The organism is Neptuniibacter sp. QD29_5 (genome assembly GCF_047778125.1).
GTDB lineage: Bacteria > Pseudomonadota > Gammaproteobacteria > Pseudomonadales > Balneatricaceae > Neptuniibacter.
This window is the reverse complement of sequence record NZ_CP180556.1, coordinates 3,137,511-3,155,640: the sequence shown is the minus strand read 5'-3', so window position 1 is coordinate 3,155,640 and position 18,130 is coordinate 3,137,511. Positions and strand designations below refer to the sequence as shown.

Below are 18,130 nucleotides of genomic sequence, written 5' to 3'. Positions count from 1 at the left end.
AATTTGTATGTCATTTTTGTGGATAAAAGTCTTTCATATTCTTGCGATGACCAGTTGGATGGCAGGTATCTTCTACCTTCCACGTATCTTTGTTCATTACGTTGAAGGGCGTGAAGCAGGACAGGATGTTGCTCGATTAGAGATCATGGCCGGTAAGCTTTATGGCTTTATGAGCATTATGGCGATATTTACTTTAGGCCTAGGTTTATGGCTGATGTTTGGTTACGGTATTGGCGGTGGCTGGATGCATGCAAAACTGACGTTTGTCGGCTTGCTGATCGGCTATCACTTCTGGTGTAAAGCGTACTTAAACAAAATGAGAGCAGGAACTTTAGACCGCAGTGGTCGTTATTTCCGTCTGTTTAACGAGCTACCGTTACTGATCTTTATTCCGATTTTGATCTTTGTTGTCGTAAAACCGTTCTAATTCAGAACGAATGGAACAGATGTTGGTAACTTAAGCTTTGTGCTTTGCCAGCGTTTGTTCAACGCGAGCGGCGAGTCGCTCAGCTCTCTCTTGAAGTTGTTCAACTTCATTGGTGAAAAGGTCCATCTCAGGACGTGTAGGGATAAACCTTACTTCCTCTTTTACAAACTCATCCAAGTTGTGGATAAAGCTAGAAGCGCTGTTTTTATACCACTGAGCTTTCCAAGCTGTGTACAGAGCTACTTGGTGTGCAGGCAAATCGCCAATTACATCACCTAGCATCGCTTCCCAATCTATTTGAGCATCGCTCAGAATCTGCTGGAAGCGGGTAGCTAAAGCGCTGTCACCGCTGACCTGAACCGTCTTACCAAACATCGCATCAGACTTATCTTTGCTGGTTAGCAGAGTGATAAAATCGGCGGCGTTACCACGAAGCGTGGTGGTCGGTTCATCGTTGTAAACCGATTGGATCTGAAGGCCATCGGCATTAGGCAGTAGGTATAGGTTTAGTGCAGGTGAAGTGCACTCGATCGCAATCACTTTGCCAGTGAGGCGCTCAAGATGTTGCAGGGTAACCGGGTCACGTTTGAGCAGTTGGTTGCATACCGTTTCTGCAGTCGTGAATAGGGTAGCTTGAAGCATCTCGAGCATGGGTTAGATCCTAAAAAGCGATTAAGGCTTGATACCAGTATGTAGTGCTACGATACCGCCAGTCATATTCTGGTAGCGGCAGTTTGTCAGACCCGCATTCTGCATCATGCCTTTCAGTGTTTCCTGATCAGGGTGCATGCGGATCGACTCAGCCAAGTAGCGGTAGCTATCAGCATCGCCTGCAATTGCAGAACCCATGTGCGGTAGGATATTGAACGAGTAAAAATCGTACGCTTTAGTTAGCAGTGGGTTATCTGTTTTAGAGAACTCCAATACCATCAATTTACCGCCTGGCTTAAGTACACGTGCCATAGAGCGTAGCGCTGCATCTTTATCGGTTACGTTACGCAGGCCAAATGCGATTGTGATCACATCGAAGGTGTTATCAGGGAATGGCAGGGCTTCAGCGTTTGCTTGAACAAATTCAACGTTACCTGTTACGCCTTTATCCATTAGCTTGTCACGGCCAACTTTCAACATAGAGTCGTTGATGTCAGCAAGAACAACTTTACCGGTAGGACCTACAAGGCGAGAGAAACGCATGGTTAGATCGCCGGTGCCACCAGCGATATCTAGTATCGTGTTACCTGTACGAACGCCACTTTGTTCAATCGTGATGCGTTTCCAAAGACGGTGAACGCCACCGGACATTAGATCGTTCATCAGATCGTATTTGCCAGCAACACTGTGGAAGACATCAGCAACACGCTGTACTTTTTCCTCTTTTTTGACGTTTTCATAGCCAAAGTGAGTGGTGTTGTCGTTGTGTTGATCTGCCATATCCGGATGTCCTGAAAATCTTAGATTAGAGGGGGATTTTAACCTTATCTGCTGAAATTGTCTGCGATTGAAAAGGGATTATTTTAGGTAGAACTGACGTAGAAATAAAAAAGGGCTATTAATGAATAGCCCTTTTAAGTGTTTATTAACGATGTGGAAAGCTTATCGGCCGATAGCGATCATGCCGCCATCGCGTGATTCGCCAGCATCAGCTAGTTTCTGAAGATACTCTTGCCAATACTGATCGTAATTGTAGGCAAGGTCATGTAAGCAGTCCCACGTATAGATGCCGCTGTCATGACCATCATCAAACACAATCTTTAGAGCGTAATTGCCGCTAGGGATCAGCTCTTTAATGCCCACATGCTTTTTACCTGTTTGCAGCACGCCATTGCCGATACCATGGCCGCGTACTTCAGCAGATGGGGAGTGCACGCGTAGGTACTCGGCACTTAGCTCAAAGGTTTTATCCTCATAGCTTAATTCCAGCGTGCGAGATTTCTTGTGCAGCTTAATCTGAGTCGGTAATGGTGCTTTAGACATCATCTAACTCCCTAATTAAAGGATCCAAATTACAGGATATAGTGGCTTAGGTCTTCGTCTTTGCTTAGCTCGCTAAGCTGCTGATCAACAAAAGCTTTGTCTACTTTGATAGTCTGACCAGAGCAGTCTGATGCAGCAAAAGAAAGCTCTTCTAGTAGACGTTCCATCATTGTGTGTAGACGACGTGCACCGATGTTTTCTGTGCTTTCGTTTACTTCAAATGCCAGTTCAGCGACACGATGAATACCTTCATCAGTAAACTCAACACTCACGCCTTCAGTGCCAAGTAGCGCTGTGTACTGATCAGTCAGCGACGCATTTGGCTCTTTCAGAATACGGCGGAAGTCTTCTGGTGTTAGAGCGTTTAGCTCAACACGGATAGGCAGACGACCTTGCAGCTCTGGGATCAAGTCAGATGGCTTAGCCAAGTGGAATGCACCGGATGCGATAAACAGAATGTGGTCTGTTTTGATCATGCCGTATTTGGTGCTGACTGTGCAGCCTTCGATTAGCGGCAGTAGGTCACGCTGTACACCTTCACGAGATACGTCACCGCTGCTGTTAGAGCCGCCTTTGCAGACTTTATCGATCTCATCTAGGAAGACGATACCGTGCTGTTCAACTAGCTCAACTGCAGATTGTTTCAGCTCATCTTCTTTAACAAGGTTAGCTGCTTCTTCATCAGTTAGGGCTTTAAAGGCATCTTTGATCTTCAAACGGCGAGATTGCTTCTTACCACCGCCCATGCCAGAGAACATGCTTTGCAGTTGGTTAGTCATCTCTTCCATGCCCGGAGGCGCCATGATCTCAACACCCATCTGTGGCTGAGCCACTTCGATGTCGATCTCTTTATCGTCTAATTGGCCTTCACGTAGTTTCTTACGGAATACCTGACGCGTAGCGCTGTCTTCGCGAGTAGGTTCTTCGCCAAAGTTTGCAGGACGTGCTGGTGGTAATAGGGCATCAAGAATACGCTCTTCTGCTGCTTCTTCAGCTTGGAAGCGTACTTTATCCATCTCCTGCTCACGCAGCATCTTGATCGACATATCAACCAAGTCACGGATGATGGTTTCTACGTCACGACCAACATAACCGACTTCGGTAAATTTAGTCGCTTCAACTTTGATGAACGGTGCGTTAGCTAGTTTTGCTAGACGACGTGCGATCTCAGTTTTACCTACACCAGTAGGACCGATCATCAGGATGTTTTTAGGGGTTACTTCAGTACGCATCTCATCATCAAGTTGCATACGACGCCAGCGGTTACGAAGTGCGATAGCTACTGCGCGTTTTGCTTCGTCTTGGCCGATAATGTGACGATCCAGCTCGGATACAATTTCACGTGGTGTCATGTTAGACATTTTTAGCTCCTGTGGCTGGATTACTGAACTGAATCAAGTTCTTCGATAGTCAGGTTGCCGTTGGTAAATACACAGATACCAGCAGCGATATGTAGGCTCTTCTCAACAATATCTTTAGCAGAAAGCTCAGTATTGTCGGTTAGGGCGCGTGCAGCAGCCAAAGCGAAGTTGCCGCCAGAACCAATAGCGATAACGCCATCTTCTGGTTCAATAATGTCGCCGCTACCCGAGATTAGGTACGTTTTTTCTTTGTTAGCAACCAGCATAAGTGCTTCAAGTTTGCGCAGCACACGGTCACCGCGCCACTCTTTCGCTAGGCTTACAACGGCATTGAAAATGTTGCCTTGGTGTTTCTCTAGCTGAGCTTCAAAAAGATCAAGTAGGGTAATTGCGTCAGCGGTACTGCCGGCAAAACCGGTAATTACATCGTGCTTAGGCAGAAGGCGAACTTTACGTGCAGTGCCTTTCATTACAGTGTTGCCTAGCGATACTTGGCCATCACCGCCTACAACTACTTTATCGCCACGACGTACGGATACTATCGTTGTCATTATCTGCTCCTAATGGGAGTGAATCTTAAACAGTGCGCTATAAATCGATGAAGCGTATTGCACTGTTTCTTTATAGGTTTAAAGAAAGATGGTGACTAAGAGATGAATTTCAAGGCTGTAAAAACAAAAAGCCCATCGACTTAAGGATGGGCTTTTAGCTTTTACTGTTTGATTCGCAAAGGCTGGATATTTTGCTGAACCAATTTGTCGTAGGCTTTAGATAAGCGCGAGCGGTTATCGAATGGGCCGACACGCACCCGATACCATTGGGTGCCGTCTTTACTGGTGCTGATATTGGTGTGGACGTTTGGCAGTCCAAGTAGTATCAACTGAGCGCGCATTCTCTCGGCATCGGCTTTGGCCTTAAATGAGCCGGCTTGTAACAGATACTTATGCTGAGTTTTGGCATCTTTCGGCGTGGATTTATACACATCCTTAGGTGCTTCAACTTCGCTCTCTTTAAGCATTTCGTAAAATTCGAAACGGCTCTTATCAGTTGACGCTGTCGACTTCTCAACCACCGGTGCCTGACTTTTAACTGGCTTTGATGGAGCTGGTTTCGGCTTTTCAGTCGTCTGAGAAGGCTTAGGCTTGCTGTTGGCCAGTGGCGTGCTGGCTTCGCCAGGATCAACCTTAGTTAGGTTATATAAACCGTAACCAAGGCCGCCCAGCAGCAATAAGGTTAACGCCAGTAGCCCAGTAGGAAAGCGCTTTTTCTGCTTAGCAGGGGCTCTCTTTGGGGCAGGCTTAGCGCGGCTAGCTGAAGCTTTACCACGCTTGGTTTTGGCGTAATCCTTACGAGATGCCATCTACTTACATTTGCTCCGGTGCAGATACGCCTAGTAGATCCAAACCGTTTGCTAGTACGTGACGTACTGCTACAGCCAGTGTTAGACGCGCGTTACGTACATCCGCATCTTCTACTAGAGTCTTCTCTGAGTTGTAGTAAGTGTGGAACTCTGCCGCTAGATCTTTCAGGTAGTTAGCGATCTGGTGTGGCTCACGTGCATTGGCTGCATTCTTAACCACTTCTGGGTATTTGCCCAGATTGATCACTAGGTTCTTTTCAGATTCTAGCTCTAGCTTATCTAGTGCAGCGATGCCTTCAGCTTCGTTCCACTCCAAGTTGCCTTCGCTTAGTTTGCGGAAGATAGAGCAAACACGCGCGTGAGCGTACTGGATATAGTAAACAGGGTTATCAGCAGACTGAGAACGCGCCAAGTCGATATCAAAGGTTAGATGGCTGTCAGACTTACGTGCTGCTAGGAAGTAACGTGTTGCATCACGGCCTACTTCGTCGATTAGGTCGCGTAGGGTTACGTAGCTACCTGCACGCTTGGAGATCTTAACCTCTTCACCACCGCGCATAACGGTAACCATCTGGTGAAGTACATAGTCAGGCCAGCCCTGAGGGATGTCTGCTTTAAGTGCTTGAAGACCTGCACGTACACGTGTGATCGTGCTGTGGTGGTCGGCACCTTGTTCGTTGATAACCGTGTCGAAACCGCGCTGCCACTTATCAAGGTGGTAAGCCACGTCGGGTACGAAGTAAGTGTAACCGCCATCTTTCTTGCGCATTACACGGTCTTTGTCATCGCCAAAGTCCGTTGTGCGTAACCAAAGTGCGCCGCCATCTTCGTATGTGAAATCGTTTTCGATCAGCGTTTGAACGGCAGCTTCTACTTTGCCTTCTGCGTATAGAGAAGACTCTAGGAAGTAGACATCAAAATCTACTGCAAACGCTTTAAGGTCTAGATCCTGTTCGCGACGTAGGTAAGCAACAGCGAAGTGGCGGATAGATTCCAGATCATCTGCATCTTTAGCGCCAGTGAAAGACTGGTCTTCAGATTCAACCGTATCGCCAGCCATGTAGCTGTTCGCTAGGTCGATAATGTAGTCACCGCGGTAACCATCTTCAGGCCAGCTTGGATCATCTGGTGTTAGGTTTTTGCAGCGTGCTTGTACCGACAGCGCTAGGTTGTTGATCTGTTGACCAGCATCGTTGTAGTAAAACTCACGTGTCACATCCCAACCGTTCGCTTCCATGATGCGGCATAGGCAGTCACCTACTGCTGCGCCACGACCGTGACCGATGTGCAGAGGACCAGTCGGGTTTGCCGATACAAACTCAACCTGAACTTTTTTACCTTCGCCGTTATTGTTACGGCCGTAGTTGTTCTTCTGCTCCAGAATGTTTTTCAACAGAGAGCTAGTAGACGCACCACTGATAAAGAAGTTGATGAAGCCTGGGCCCGCAATCTCTGTGCGTTTTAGGTTGTCTGATGCTGGTAGTGCGTCAACCAATTTCTCAGCCAGTTGGCGAGGGTTGCAGCGAGCTGGTTTAGCTAATGTCAGAGCGATGTTAGAAGCGTAGTCACCATGAGATTTATCACGGGTGTTTTCCACCATGATTTTAGGTTCTACGTCGGCAGGCAAAGTGCCATTTTCAATCAGTGTCTTCAGGGCGGAGTCAATCAGCTCTGCAATTATCTCTTTCATTAGCGTACAAATACCGTTTGAAGTAAGTCGGTGAGCCCAAGGTCGATCAATTTGATCGGATGGGGCTTCAGAAGAACCGCGTATTATCCCTGTAAAATCTGCCTATGTTAAGAGCTGAAAGGCGAGATCTGCTTAAAAAGTATCCGCTGGATCGACATCTATAGACCAGCGTACTTTTCGAGACTCTTTATTTTGCTCCAGATACCAACACAGGTTGGCTAATAACTGATGAAGCGCTTTACGATTTTGCGCATAGATCATCAGCTGTGCTCGATGCATACCCGCACGTTTTTCCATAGGTGCAGGGAAAGGTCCGATCCAATGGGCATCTTGTGGTAGCAGCATGTCATCTTCCAACTGCTGTCTAATCGCACTCAAAAATGATTCGGCTCGACCATTTTGTGTGGTTTCTGCGCGAAGCAATGCGTAGTGCGTAAACGGCGGTAGTTGCGCCATTTTACGGTTATGCAGCTCCTCTTGCGCGAATGCGCTGTAACCATGCTGAACCAGTGTTTGCAGGGTTGGGTGATCTGCGTGGTAGGTTTGCATCATGACTGTACCCGCATGGTCTGCACGGCCTGCGCGTCCAGCAACTTGCAGTATTAACTGTGCTGTACGCTCCATACCGCGGAAATCAGCGCTAAATAAGCCGCTATCGGCATTAATGATTGCGACCAGCGTAACCCGTGGGAAATGGTGCCCTTTGGCGAGCATCTGCGTGCCGACCAAAATGCAGGGGGCGCCACTGTTTACCTGATTCATGATCTCCTGCATCGCGTTCTTTCGCTGGGTACTGTCGCGGTCGACACGAATCACCGGGAAGTTCGGGAAAAGCTTCTGCAGTGCTTGCTCGCTGCGCTCAGTTCCTACGCCAACCGGCTGCAGTTGATCGCTATTACATTCAGGGCAGCGATGCGGAATAGCGGCTTGTTTGTCACAGTGGTGACAGTGCAGATGCGCAGGACGTTGATGCAACGTCATATGGGCATCACAGCGGGTGCAGTCTGCTATCCAGCCGCAATCGTGACAGGTTAACGTCGGCGAGAATCCACGGCGATTCAAAAACACCAAAACCTGAGTGCCGCTTTCTAGGTGCTTCTTTATATTCAGTATCAATTGCGGCGACAGGCCATCTGATAAGTTCTCCTGCCGGATATCCAACAACCTGAATTCAGGAGGAGATGAGTTACCCGCGCGTTGAGTCAACTTGAGCCAGTGATAGCGGTCTTCGATCGCATTCTGTAGCGTCTCTAAAGAGGGTGTGGCACTGCCTAAAACAATAGGGATCTCTTCCGAACGGGCACGAACGACCGCCAGATCGCGAGCGGAGTAGCGGAAGCCGTCTTGTTGCTTAAACGAAGCATCATGCTCTTCATCAATAATAATGATGCCGGGCGCTTTCATCGGCGTAAAAATAGCCGAACGGGTACCAATAATTATCCTCGCAATGCCTTCGCGCGCTTGTAACCATGCATCCAAGCGTTGGCGATCGGTTAAATTGGAGTGCAGGGCAACAATAGGTACGCTAAAGCGTTGCTGAAAGCGCGCTACGGTTTGCGGTGTCAGGCCAATTTCGGGTACGAGTACTAAGGCTTGTTTGTCTTCATTAATTATCTTTTCGATCGCTTGCAGGTAAACCTCGGTTTTACCTGAGCCAGTGACACCTTCTAATAGACAGGCATTAAAACCATCAAATTGAGCGATCTGCTTTACGCAATTATCTTGCTCTTCATTTAAAGGAAGAGGTGACTCATGCAGAATCGGACCTGTGTGTTGTTTATGTTCGCGCTTAAATGATTCGGCGAGCTGCTTCTCTTGTAAGGTTTTAAGGGTGGCGGACTGCCCGCCTTCTGCACGGAAAGCATCGCCGCTGATTCCTTGGGGATGATCGAGTAATAGCTGCAATGCCTCCAATTGGCGTTTAGCGTTGCTCTTGATAGTACTTAAGCAAGCGCCTTCGGTGGCGCGCCATAAAGTTTCGTGCTGATATTCGCAGGCTTGACCTTTACGCAGTAAAACCGGTAGTGCTTGTTGTAGGGCATCGCCCTCGGGGTGTTGATAATAGCTTGCAGACCAACGTGCCAGTTTAAACAGGTGAGCAGGCAGAGGCGGTGTGTCATCTAAGATCTGTGAGGCACTTTTAAGCTTGTTATGATCAAACTCACTGCTTTGCGCCACCTCGACTAAAATACCAATGACTTCTCTGTTCCCAAACGGGGCTAGAACGCGAATACCGGGCTTTAATGAAAGGGGATCGATCCCTTCCGGGCAGTGGTAATCGAACAGTCTGCGTAGGGGGCTAGGAATGGCAAGCCGTAAAATGCTCATATATGCTTAAATTGCTCACTTTTTAAACGGTTTTAAGTTGCGCAGCATTATATCGATGCGTATAATTCGCCGCCTACTTAACGTACCAGTTATTTTGCTGGTAGTTTAAATCAATGCGGTGCCTGGCAGAAGATCAGGTGGCGGCATGAATCTAATGAGGTTTATCATGAAAGCTGGTATCCACCCGGAATACGCAGAAATTAACGCTACTTGTTCTTGCGGTAACGTTGTTAAAACTAAGTCCACTCTGGGCAAAGACATCCACTTGGACGTTTGCTCTTCTTGCCACCCGTTCTACACTGGTAAGCAGAAAGAAGCTACTTCTGGTGGTCGTATCGATCGCTTCAACAAGCGTTTTGGCGGCCGCGGCATGAAAAAATAAGTGATGTCACTTATGAGAATTTTGAAAAAGGCGCTCCCATTGTGGTGCGCCTTTTTTGTTTCTGGTTACAGTGCTGCTGTTACCGCAGCTCAGTGTGAACAACCTCATCATGCTGAAACGGTAAGCGTTGCGCATATCTATGATGGCGATACAGTAAAACTGACCGATGGTCGTCGTGTTCGTCTTATCGGTCTTAATACCCCAGAAACTGCCAAGGAAGACAAACCTGCTGAAGCTTATGCTGATCAAGCAACCACTCATCTGAAAACCTTGTTAAAAGGTGCTGATCTAGCGTTAGTGGTCGGTAAAGAGCCAAAAGATCGCTACAAGCGTTGGTTGGCTCATCTTTATGCTGATGGCCAGCATGCTGGAGAATCTCTGCTTGAGAACGGTTTGGCCTACCATATAGCGGTACCGCCAAATCTTGCTTACCTTGATTGCCTTAAATCTGCAGAACTACGTGCGGTAGATGCCAAGCTTGGGTTGTGGAATCAAACTCCGATTCGAGATGTGGCTTCGCTAAAAAATCGTGAATCAGGCTTTAGAATCTTAAAGGGTAAAGTGGCAGCGGTTAAAAAGATCCGTTCTGGTTGGATTTTAGAGATTGGTGACGAGTTAGCCGTAAAATTTAGCCCTATTGTTGCAGAGCAGCTAGGGGGCAAGGCAAAAATTGAAGATTTTGAGGGTAAAGCCCTTACAGTAAGGGGCTGGATTAAGCCAAAAAGTCATAACGCACCTGCACACTACCAACCTTGGTTGATGACTATTAGCCACTCTGCACATATAGATCATTAAACAATATTCCTATCTTTATGCGACTTCTTGCAGGTTTTTTTAGTACTTTAGGTTTAACCTAAAGAAAAAAAGCCTGTTGCAGGTGCGGAATAGTTGTTCGACAAATCTGTTTTCTATATAGTTCTGTGTTCGACTTTTTAACTAGATTGGAACAGCAGCTATGTCTGATGATATGAAACAAGCCGCTCTTGATTACCATGAGTTCCCACGTCCAGGTAAAATCAGTGTGGAACTGTCTACAGACGCTGAGTCTCAGCGTGATCTTTCCTTGGCGTACAGCCCGGGTGTAGCAGAGCCGGTTCGTGAAATCGCAAAAGATCCTGAAAATGCATACCGTTACACGGCTAAAGGTAACTTAGTCGCAGTAATTTCTAACGGTTCTGCAATTCTAGGTCTAGGTGACTTAGGTCCATTGGCTTCTAAGCCAGTAATGGAAGGTAAAGCACTGCTGTTCAAGCGCTTCGCTGGCCTTGATTCTATCGATATCGAAGTTGACGCTGAAAGCCCACAGGCATTCATCGACACTGTTGCGCGCATCGCGGACACTTTCGGTGGTATCAACCTAGAAGATATCAAAGCTCCAGAATGTTTCGAAATCGAACGTGTTCTGATCGAGCGTTGTAACATCCCTGTATTCCACGATGATCAGCACGGTACAGCTATCGTAACAGCTGCTGGCATGATCAACGCACTAGAAGTTGCTGGCAAGAAGCTAGAAGAAGCTTCAATCGTATGCCTAGGTGCTGGCGCTGCAGCTCACGCTTGCATGAAGCTGCTAGTGAACATGGGTGCTAAGATTGAAAACATCTACATGATCGACCGTACGGGTGTTATCCACTCTGGCCGTGAAAACCTAACTCCAGAGAAAGCAGCGTTCGCGTCTGAAACAGACAAGCGCACTCTAGACGATGCTATCGACGGTGCTGACGTATTTGTTGGTCTATCTGGTCCTAACCTGCTTTCTGCTGAACAGCTATCTAAAATGGCTGCTAACCCAGTTGTATTCGCATGTGCTAACCCAGATCCAGAGATTCGCCCAGAGCTTGCTCACGAAACTCGTGATGACGTTATCATGGCGACAGGTCGTTCTGACTTCCCTAACCAAGTAAACAACGTACTTGGCTTCCCATTCATCTTCCGTGGCGCAATGGACGTTCGTTCTACTGCAATCAACGAAGAGATGAAAGAAGCAGCTGTACGCGCTCTTGCTGATCTGGCTAAGACTCCAGTTCCTCAAGAAGTACTTGATGCTTACGGTCTAGACTCTCTAGAGTTCGGTCGTGATTACATCATCCCTAAAGCAACAGACTCTCGTCTACTGGGTGCTGTATCTACTGCAGTTGCTCAAGCAGCGATCGATTCTGGTGTTGCTCGTCTGCCACTACCAGACAACTACCCACTGTCTTAATCGACACTGGGGTACTAAAAAAAACCGGCTTAGGCCGGTTTTTTTGTGTCTGTAGAAAACTATAAAAAAATATAGGTTTCTGTTCGGAATTTAAGAAATTAAGAATTTTTCCTAGTTTCACATAGAGTATTATTCAGTAAGCTTAACTAGGTAAAAAACTTAGGTACAAGATCATGGAAGATGACAAAAGATCCTGCAGTAATTGTGAGAAGCAAGAAAGACTCGGCTTTCCACATGCTGACCTAAAGCTAATTAGCTCAATCCCTGAAAGCTCGATCTATCGCTGTGAATGCTGTGGCGCATTCTGGATTCACGATGGCGAAGACGGCTGGGAAAATCTGGATTTCGACACCCTTTGGGGTTTTGCCTGCTAACGCAGTAGCCAGATAGAAAAAGACATATTAAAAAAGCCCTGCTAGTTTTGCTAGCAGGGCTTTTTGTATTTTTGGAGCATTAAACAATGCACTAAGAGCGTTCTATAACATCAAGATACCCTGCGCACGATGATTTAAAATAGTTATTACGGCATAGTATGCGGGTAATAATGTATGGGCTCTGGTATGCGAGACAGGAAAATCTTATTTGTATTCTTAATTTACCTCGTATGTCTAGGTCTTACTCTGTCTGTTGGCGTTTCTCTTTTTCAGCGAAGTCTTTATATCGAACTTGATCAAAAAGTGAAGAATGAAGCTGAAAATGTCAGTACCTATTTCAATAAAGAACTTGCCCGTTATGCACATATTCCAGAGCTGTTAACGAACCATTACCAAATTCGTCAACTACTGCAGTTCAATACTGGAGCGCAGGAATTAAGCCTACTGTTACTTGATATCGCAAAAACGACCGGTGCAAGTGAAGTGTATGTGCTCGATCTGAAAGGCGATGTTGTTGCTGCAAGTAACTTTCAAAACGCATCGAGTTTTATTGGCGGCAACTTCGCTTTCCGTCCCTATTTTCAGCAGGCAATAAAGGGTCAGAATTCGACGTATTACGCCCTAGGTGTGCGTTCTAAAGAACGTGGCATCTTTTTTTCCTCTCCGGTTTACGTAGACGAAAAAATCATCGGTGTTGCTGCTGTAAAAGTAGATGTTTCCAGATTTGAACAGGATACAGAATGGCTGTCTGGCCAGCATTCTACAAAGTTTATGGTATATGGGCCTGATAATGTCATCTTTATGTCTAATCATCCATTCTGGCGCCTTAAGCAGCTCAGCGAAAGCGAAGTATTGAGTTGGACCCAGATTAAAGAGAGCCAGCGTTACCTCGATCTAGAACAAAATGCTTTAAATAACAGCAAAAGAAAGTATGCACTTGCTGATTTGCAGCAGTGGCAAATAGAGTACGCCGAGGCCAAGCAGGGTTTGTATTTTTATGGTGAATCTCCCTTGCCTATCATGAATCTCAAGCTTGTTACGTTCAGCCCCGCGGCAACGGTGGGTTATCAAATTACCAATTTTATGATTTGGCTATCGCTGGGTTATAGCGTGGTCTTTGTTTTGGCTTTCTACCTCTATCGACGCTTTGCTGGTTATCGCCAGTTGCTGTATACCCGTAGGGCGTTAGAAAAGGAGATATCGGTTCGCACTGATGAGTTAGATAAAGCGCATAAAGCACTTATGCAGTCGACGAAGCTAGCTACGATTGGGCAGATGTCAGCTTCGATCAATCATGAAATCAATCAGCCGCTCAGTGCTATGAATGCTTATATAGCGGCCTGTCGACGATTACTTGATAAGGGCGAGTACCAGCAAGCCAGAGCAACACTTAATACCATTCAGGATATGACTGAGCGAGTGCATAAAATTGTTTCGCAGTTAAAACAGTTCAGTCGGAATAAAGAGCCTGCATTAGCTTGGTGTGAATGGTCTAAATGCCTTGATGCCGCTTTAGTTGTGGTAGGGCCCCAGATCACAAACTATAAAGTGGATTTGTCTGTGGAGCGCTACAGCGGTTTTGTTTGGGGTGAGGCATTAAAGTTAGAGCAGGTCCTGGTTAATCTCTTATCTAATGCCATAGATGCTATGTCTGAGCAGCAGGCGAAATCTATTAATATCTGCTTTAGTCAAAGAGAAGGGTATGTCGATATTCATATTACCGATAGCGGTATTGGCTTAGATCTGCAAAATATAGACACTATATTTGATGCCTTCTTTACCACTAAGTCCGACCAAGGTTTGGGGTTGGGCTTGTCTATCTCGCGTAACATTATTCGCTCTTTCGATGGCGAGCTAGCGGCTAGAAATGCTGATGTAGGGACTGGCGCAACATTCACGATCTCGTTGAAATCAAGTAACACTGGAAGCAAATAACATGACAAAAGTTTGGATTATCGACGATGAAGAGATCATTCGTGACTCCCTTAGCCAGCTTCTCAAGATAGAAGGTTATGAAGTCCAGGCGTTCGCGAACGGTACGCAGGCTTTAAAAACACTGGATGAGCATTTCCAAGGTGTGGTGATTTCAGATATCAATATGCCAGAGATGTGCGGCACTAAGCTTCTTAGTGAAATCCAAACCATCGATGTCGATATACCGGTCATCATGCTAACCGGTTATGCCGATGTACAGCTTGCAGTCTCATGTTTGCATCAAGGAGCTTACGATTTTTTTGAAAAGCCGATCACAGAGCAACTGTTGGATAGTGTTAAGCGTGCCAGTGAAAAAAGAGCCCTTGTCCTAGAAAATCGAGCACTTAAAAGCAGCTTGAAAGCAGTGCCAGAAAAAGGGGTGCGGATACTTGGCGACACCCCTGAAATGAAAGATATGATGGCGCTGCTTAATACCGTAGTTGATACTCCAGCAGATGTTTTGATTAGTGGTGAAACAGGTTCCGGTAAAGAGATGGTAGCGCGCTACTTACATGAGATGAGCAGTCGCGCTGATGCAAATTTTGTTGCGATTAACTGTGGTGCTATACCTGAAAGCCTAATTGAGAGTGAGTTGTTCGGGAGTAAAAAGGGAGCTTTTACTGGCGCTACAGAAAACCGTACCGGGCAGCTAGGTTTCGGCCAAGGCGGTACTATTTTTCTAGATGAAATAGAAAGTATGCCGATGTCTATGCAGGTAAAAATGTTGCGGGTGTTAGAAGACAGAACCATTACTCCCGTTGGCAGTAATACTGCTATCCCGCTGGATGTTAGATTTGTTGCAGCAACTAAAATTGATTTGCTAGAACTCGCGGAACAAGGGTTGTTTCGCACCGACCTCTATTATCGTTTGAACCTAGTTAAAGTAGATATACCGCCTTTACGTGCGCGCAAAGCCGATATCCCATTGTTGTTTAAACACTTTAGCTCTATAGCTGCTGGGCGTTACCACAAACCGCTAACAGCGCTGGCTAGTGAAGAGTCCAATCAACTCATGGCTTACCATTGGCCGGGTAATGTTCGTGAGCTGCGCAATGCCGCTGAAAGAAGGGTGTTGCTTGGGATGCCAATTTCGATCGACGCAGATCAACCAAGTGTGGCCATGCCAGAGGATCTTTCCTTAAGTGAAAAGGTCGCTTTTTTTGAATGCGCTGTAATAGAGGAGGCCTTGAGCCAATCCTCCGGTTCCGTAAAAGAGGCGATCTCGCTACTGCGCGTCCCCAGAAAAACCTTTTACGATAAGTTGGCAAAATACGGAATCCAAAGACGTAGCTTTGTAAAAGAATGAGCTAGTGGGTTGGCGTGGTTTATACCGCAAAACGTTGACTTAATTAGCCCTGTTTTTCGCAGTTTATCTGTGTGTGGTTTTAGTGACAAAGCGCCCGTTAGGGCTGTGTGGCTATCCACATTATTGACCTTGATTAAAAATTTCTATTCTTTTTAACTCATTGAAAGTAAATCGCTTTTGAGATTGTTTTCAAAGCTGGCAATACTCTTGCTACCTTTTCTTCCCATGACGTGAAAAGTAAACGTTCACCAATTTAAATACCGTTTAAATTAAGGTTGGAAGAAGAGTATGAATGACAAAAATAAAAAGATACCTTGGCTAATGTTATCTCTCGGCCCTTTAGTCATGTTGATGACATTACTGATTGATCCGCCTTTCGCGGGGCTTTCAGTTGAAGCGTGGCGCACCGCCGGATTAGCGTTCTGGATGGCGAGCTGGTGGATATCCGAAGCTGTTCCAATCCCTGCGGCCTCTCTATTACCTTTATTTGTGGTGCCGGTTGCAGGTATCGCAAACATCAAAGCGGTTGCTGCACCTTATGCTCACCCGCTGATTTTCCTATTCCTAGGCGGTTTCCTGATCTCTATCGCAATGGAACGCTGGAATCTGCATAAGCGTATCGCGCTAAAAACTATGCTACTAGCGGGCACCAAACCCAGTATCCAGATTTTGGGCATTATGTTAGTGACGGCGTTTCTATCGATGTGGATGTCCAATACAGCTACAGCGGTAATGATGCTACCTATAGCACTATCCGTAGTGAAAATTGTCACCGATCGTGAACCGAACAACGAGAGTTTTGCCAAAGCAATGCTATTGTCCATCGCTTATGCTGCTAGTATCGGTGGTATAGCAACGTTGATTGGTACACCACCAAACGCGCTGATGGCCGCATATCTATCTGATAGCTACGGCATGGAAATCGGTTTTGCACAATGGATGGCAATGGGTCTGCCACTATCAATTATCATGCTGATAGTAGCGTGGGTTCTACTTACCAAAATCAGCTATAAAGTCGATCAGGCTGGTGCGGTTAGTGCTAAATCTGTATTTAAAGAACAGTTGCAAGCGCTAGGGCAGATGTCTGCTGGTGAAAAGAAAGTGTTATTTATCTTCCTATTTGCGGCAATCGGTTGGGTAATGCGCCCATACCTTGCTAAGTGGACAGGTATTGGTATCTCTGACACCGGAATCGCAATGGCAGCGGCTATTCTACTATTCGCCCTGCCTGTTAAATCTGGCGATAACGAGCGTGTTCTAGATTGGGAAAGCGCACAAAAAGTACCTTGGGGTATCTTGATCCTTTTCGGTGGCGGTCTAACTTTGGCAGCGACTATTAAGTCTTCTGGCTTAGCTGAATTTATCGCTCTACAGATTCAAGGTGCAGACGCTGTTTCTCTATTAGTGGGTGTGTTGATTGTTACAGCGCTGATTACCTTCTTGACGGAAATCACGAGTAACACAGCAACGGCGGCTGGCTTTTTACCTTTGCTAGGGCCTGTGGCTGAATCTATCACGGGCACACCGCTTGTATGGGTAATTCCTGCTGCGATTGCTGCAAGCTGCGCCTTTATGATGCCTGTGGCTACGCCGCCAAATGCAATTGTGTTTGGTTCAGGCAGACTGAAAATGGCAGATATGATGCGTGCAGGCTTCGTGTTGAATTTTGTTGCAATAGGCCTGATTACGCTTGCTAGCGTAACTGTTCTTCCAGCAGTGTTTGGTGTGTAGAAGCTAGTTTTTAAGAGTAATAAAAAAGCCACCCGAAGGTGGCTTTTTTATTTGTATTTGGGATGGCGTCTACTGAATAGTAGTTATAATTATCTGAAATATTTAGGGTTTATTTTTTCTTTGCTCTATTAAAGCCCCCAAATAAGCCCCCAGCTTGAGGTTCCTTAACTTAAAATTTAGGAATATTTCTTAATTATTTGATTAATAGGTCATGGTAGGGTGCTGGCTTCAGCTAAATCGCCAAGGAGTGGTTATGAGAGCTCTTATCATTATTTTGATTTCCCTGCTTACCAGTGTTCAGGTTTATGCGGAACAGAAGTACTTCTATTGCGAGATCCGTAGCTTGGATGGTACTTATCTTGATGTAGCGAGATGGGGAAAGGGGACAGACTTTAAGTACAACTCAGCTAAGAAACGATGGGAATGGGAGAGTAGTTATTCTGATCAGTATATTTATCCAGATGGGCGATATGTCCAGTATGGTAAGCATGTAGGTTTTGATGATCAGAAAGGGCATTGTGGGAGTAGTGCTGAGCAGAAGTATAAGCAGAATTTAGAAATAATCATTAGGAAGTATCAATAGATTTAGTGAGTGATTTGCCTCATCTTCCTCATGTCTAACTTTTTGAAATATAAGGGATTTGGTATGGGTGTGGTGGAGGCCTATAAAAGCTTGAAAAATAGCCCGAAACCGGGGTTTGCTTGACCCCCGTGGTGGGAGGTTGCCTCCAGGGTCCCTAGGGATTAGGGGGTTAGAAGAGTTGCTTTTTATTCGTGATCCATTGAGCTGTAGTAAGAATATCTGTGTGCTTCGCCTCACCTTCCTCACCCTTAACTTATTGAAAGAATAGGGCTTATATACCTCTGGTGGTGAGGCGTATAAAAGTTCGTAAAATGACTTTAAACCAGGGTTTGCTTATCCCCCGTGGTCTTAATTATAAGGGTATCCAAATTAAGTGGTCGGAACACTGTTCAGTATCATTTATCCTTATCTTTAATGACCTTTCTGGCGTTGCCAGC

The 18,130-nt window shown here is 46.0% G+C and carries 17 protein-coding genes; 9 read left to right on the top strand and 8 right to left on the bottom strand.

Going from position 1 to position 18,130, the window contains the following annotated elements; translation table 11 throughout:
* The first annotated feature begins 7 nt into the window (after nt 1-7).
* The gene (locus ACMXYR_RS15025; protein ID WP_415882636.1) at nt 8-427 is read left to right on the top strand and encodes a CopD family protein; all 420 of its coding nucleotides are present in this window, start codon (nt 8-10) and stop codon (nt 425-427) included.
* Between the two features lie 30 nt (nt 428-457).
* On the opposite strand, the gene ACMXYR_RS15020 is transcribed toward ACMXYR_RS15025, so the two are convergent.
* The 8 genes from ACMXYR_RS15020 to ACMXYR_RS14985 form a co-directional block, all read right to left on the bottom strand.
* Complete coding sequence (locus ACMXYR_RS15020; RefSeq protein WP_415902206.1) at nt 458-1,078, bottom strand: SCP2 domain-containing protein; 621 nt, start codon at nt 1,076-1,078, stop codon at nt 458-460.
* A 21-nt stretch (nt 1,079-1,099) separates the two neighbouring features.
* Nucleotides 1,100-1,858 carry a bifunctional demethylmenaquinone methyltransferase/2-methoxy-6-polyprenyl-1,4-benzoquinol methylase UbiE gene (ubiE, locus tag ACMXYR_RS15015; RefSeq protein ID WP_415902205.1) on the bottom strand — a complete coding sequence of 253 codons (759 nt, stop codon included), beginning with the start codon at nt 1,856-1,858 and terminating at the stop codon, nt 1,100-1,102.
* Nucleotides 1,859-2,020: 162 nt separating this feature from the next.
* Complete coding sequence (locus ACMXYR_RS15010; RefSeq protein ID WP_415902204.1) at nt 2,021-2,401, bottom strand: gamma-butyrobetaine hydroxylase-like domain-containing protein; 381 nt, start codon at nt 2,399-2,401, stop codon at nt 2,021-2,023.
* A 29-nt stretch (nt 2,402-2,430) separates the two neighbouring features.
* Nucleotides 2,431-3,762, bottom strand: a complete 1,332-nt coding sequence (hslU, locus tag ACMXYR_RS15005) for an ATP-dependent protease ATPase subunit HslU (RefSeq protein WP_415882632.1) — start codon at nt 3,760-3,762, stop codon at nt 2,431-2,433.
* Between the two features lie 20 nt (nt 3,763-3,782).
* Complete coding sequence (gene hslV / locus ACMXYR_RS15000; RefSeq protein ID WP_415882631.1) at nt 3,783-4,313, bottom strand: ATP-dependent protease subunit HslV; 531 nt, start codon at nt 4,311-4,313, stop codon at nt 3,783-3,785.
* A gap of 161 nt (nt 4,314-4,474) precedes the next feature.
* Nucleotides 4,475-5,122 (bottom strand): SPOR domain-containing protein, encoded by a 648-nt coding sequence (locus tag ACMXYR_RS14995; protein ID WP_415902203.1) that lies wholly within the window; start codon nt 5,120-5,122, stop codon nt 4,475-4,477.
* 4 nt (nt 5,123-5,126) lie between these two features.
* Nucleotides 5,127-6,812, bottom strand: a complete 1,686-nt coding sequence (gene argS, locus ACMXYR_RS14990) for an arginine--tRNA ligase (RefSeq protein WP_415882629.1) — start codon at nt 6,810-6,812, stop codon at nt 5,127-5,129.
* Between the two features lie 132 nt (nt 6,813-6,944).
* The gene (locus tag ACMXYR_RS14985; RefSeq protein ID WP_415882628.1) at nt 6,945-9,140 is read right to left on the bottom strand and encodes a primosomal protein N'; all 2,196 of its coding nucleotides are present in this window, start codon (nt 9,138-9,140) and stop codon (nt 6,945-6,947) included.
* Between the two features lie 166 nt (nt 9,141-9,306).
* Here ACMXYR_RS14985 and rpmE point away from each other — a divergent pair, with 166 nt between their 5' ends.
* The 8 genes from rpmE to ACMXYR_RS14945 all read left to right on the top strand — a co-directional run bounded on the left by rpmE (nt 9,307) and on the right by ACMXYR_RS14945 (nt 17,693).
* Complete coding sequence (gene rpmE / locus ACMXYR_RS14980; protein WP_415884686.1) at nt 9,307-9,522, top strand: 50S ribosomal protein L31; 216 nt, start codon at nt 9,307-9,309, stop codon at nt 9,520-9,522.
* A 12-nt stretch (nt 9,523-9,534) separates the two neighbouring features.
* Nucleotides 9,535-10,317: a thermonuclease family protein gene (locus tag ACMXYR_RS14975; protein WP_415882627.1), complete on the top strand. Its 783-nt coding sequence runs from the start codon at nt 9,535-9,537 to the stop codon at nt 10,315-10,317.
* Between the two features lie 160 nt (nt 10,318-10,477).
* On the top strand, nt 10,478-11,725 hold the full coding sequence (locus tag ACMXYR_RS14970; RefSeq protein ID WP_415882626.1) for a malic enzyme-like NAD(P)-binding protein: 1,248 nt from the start codon (nt 10,478-10,480) through the stop codon (nt 11,723-11,725).
* A gap of 173 nt (nt 11,726-11,898) precedes the next feature.
* A complete protein-coding gene (locus ACMXYR_RS14965; RefSeq protein ID WP_415882625.1) occupies nt 11,899-12,099 on the top strand; it encodes a hypothetical protein in 201 nt (66 codons plus the stop codon).
* 186 nt (nt 12,100-12,285) lie between these two features.
* The gene (locus ACMXYR_RS14960; RefSeq protein ID WP_415902202.1) at nt 12,286-14,034 is read left to right on the top strand and encodes a sensor histidine kinase; all 1,749 of its coding nucleotides are present in this window, start codon (nt 12,286-12,288) and stop codon (nt 14,032-14,034) included.
* A 1-nt stretch (nt 14,035) separates the two neighbouring features.
* Complete coding sequence (locus tag ACMXYR_RS14955) at nt 14,036-15,379, top strand: sigma-54-dependent transcriptional regulator (RefSeq protein WP_415902201.1); 1,344 nt, start codon at nt 14,036-14,038, stop codon at nt 15,377-15,379.
* 288 nt (nt 15,380-15,667) lie between these two features.
* Nucleotides 15,668-17,110: an SLC13 family permease gene (locus tag ACMXYR_RS14950; protein WP_415902200.1), complete on the top strand. Its 1,443-nt coding sequence runs from the start codon at nt 15,668-15,670 to the stop codon at nt 17,108-17,110.
* 253 nt (nt 17,111-17,363) lie between these two features.
* Nucleotides 17,364-17,693: a hypothetical protein gene (locus tag ACMXYR_RS14945; RefSeq protein ID WP_415902199.1), complete on the top strand. Its 330-nt coding sequence runs from the start codon at nt 17,364-17,366 to the stop codon at nt 17,691-17,693.
* Nucleotides 17,694-18,130 lie beyond the last annotated feature (437 nt).

Bases quoted from the DNA above. Each gene is read 5' to 3' on its own strand.
- ACMXYR_RS15025 (WP_415882636.1), top strand. From the start codon at position 8: ATGTCATTTTTGTGGATAAAAGTCTTTCATATTCTTGCGATGACCAGT.
- ACMXYR_RS15020 (WP_415902206.1), bottom strand. From the start codon at position 1,078: ATGCTCGAGATGCTTCAAGCTACCCTATTCACGACTGCAGAAACGGTA.
- ubiE (WP_415902205.1), bottom strand. From the start codon at position 1,858: ATGGCAGATCAACACAACGACAACACCACTCACTTTGGCTATGAAAAC.
- ACMXYR_RS15010 (WP_415902204.1), bottom strand. From the start codon at position 2,401: ATGTCTAAAGCACCATTACCGACTCAGATTAAGCTGCACAAGAAATCT.
- hslU (WP_415882632.1), bottom strand. From the start codon at position 3,762: ATGTCTAACATGACACCACGTGAAATTGTATCCGAGCTGGATCGTCAC.
- hslV (WP_415882631.1), bottom strand. From the start codon at position 4,313: ATGACAACGATAGTATCCGTACGTCGTGGCGATAAAGTAGTTGTAGGC.
- ACMXYR_RS14995 (WP_415902203.1), bottom strand. From the start codon at position 5,122: ATGGCATCTCGTAAGGATTACGCCAAAACCAAGCGTGGTAAAGCTTCA.
- argS (WP_415882629.1), bottom strand. From the start codon at position 6,812: ATGAAAGAGATAATTGCAGAGCTGATTGACTCCGCCCTGAAGACACTG.
- ACMXYR_RS14985 (WP_415882628.1), bottom strand. From the start codon at position 9,140: ATGAGCATTTTACGGCTTGCCATTCCTAGCCCCCTACGCAGACTGTTC.
- rpmE (WP_415884686.1), top strand. From the start codon at position 9,307: ATGAAAGCTGGTATCCACCCGGAATACGCAGAAATTAACGCTACTTGT.
- ACMXYR_RS14975 (WP_415882627.1), top strand. From the start codon at position 9,535: ATGAGAATTTTGAAAAAGGCGCTCCCATTGTGGTGCGCCTTTTTTGTT.
- ACMXYR_RS14970 (WP_415882626.1), top strand. From the start codon at position 10,478: ATGTCTGATGATATGAAACAAGCCGCTCTTGATTACCATGAGTTCCCA.
- ACMXYR_RS14965 (WP_415882625.1), top strand. From the start codon at position 11,899: ATGGAAGATGACAAAAGATCCTGCAGTAATTGTGAGAAGCAAGAAAGA.
- ACMXYR_RS14960 (WP_415902202.1), top strand. From the start codon at position 12,286: ATGCGAGACAGGAAAATCTTATTTGTATTCTTAATTTACCTCGTATGT.
- ACMXYR_RS14955 (WP_415902201.1), top strand. From the start codon at position 14,036: ATGACAAAAGTTTGGATTATCGACGATGAAGAGATCATTCGTGACTCC.
- ACMXYR_RS14950 (WP_415902200.1), top strand. From the start codon at position 15,668: ATGAATGACAAAAATAAAAAGATACCTTGGCTAATGTTATCTCTCGGC.
- ACMXYR_RS14945 (WP_415902199.1), top strand. From the start codon at position 17,364: ATGAGAGCTCTTATCATTATTTTGATTTCCCTGCTTACCAGTGTTCAG.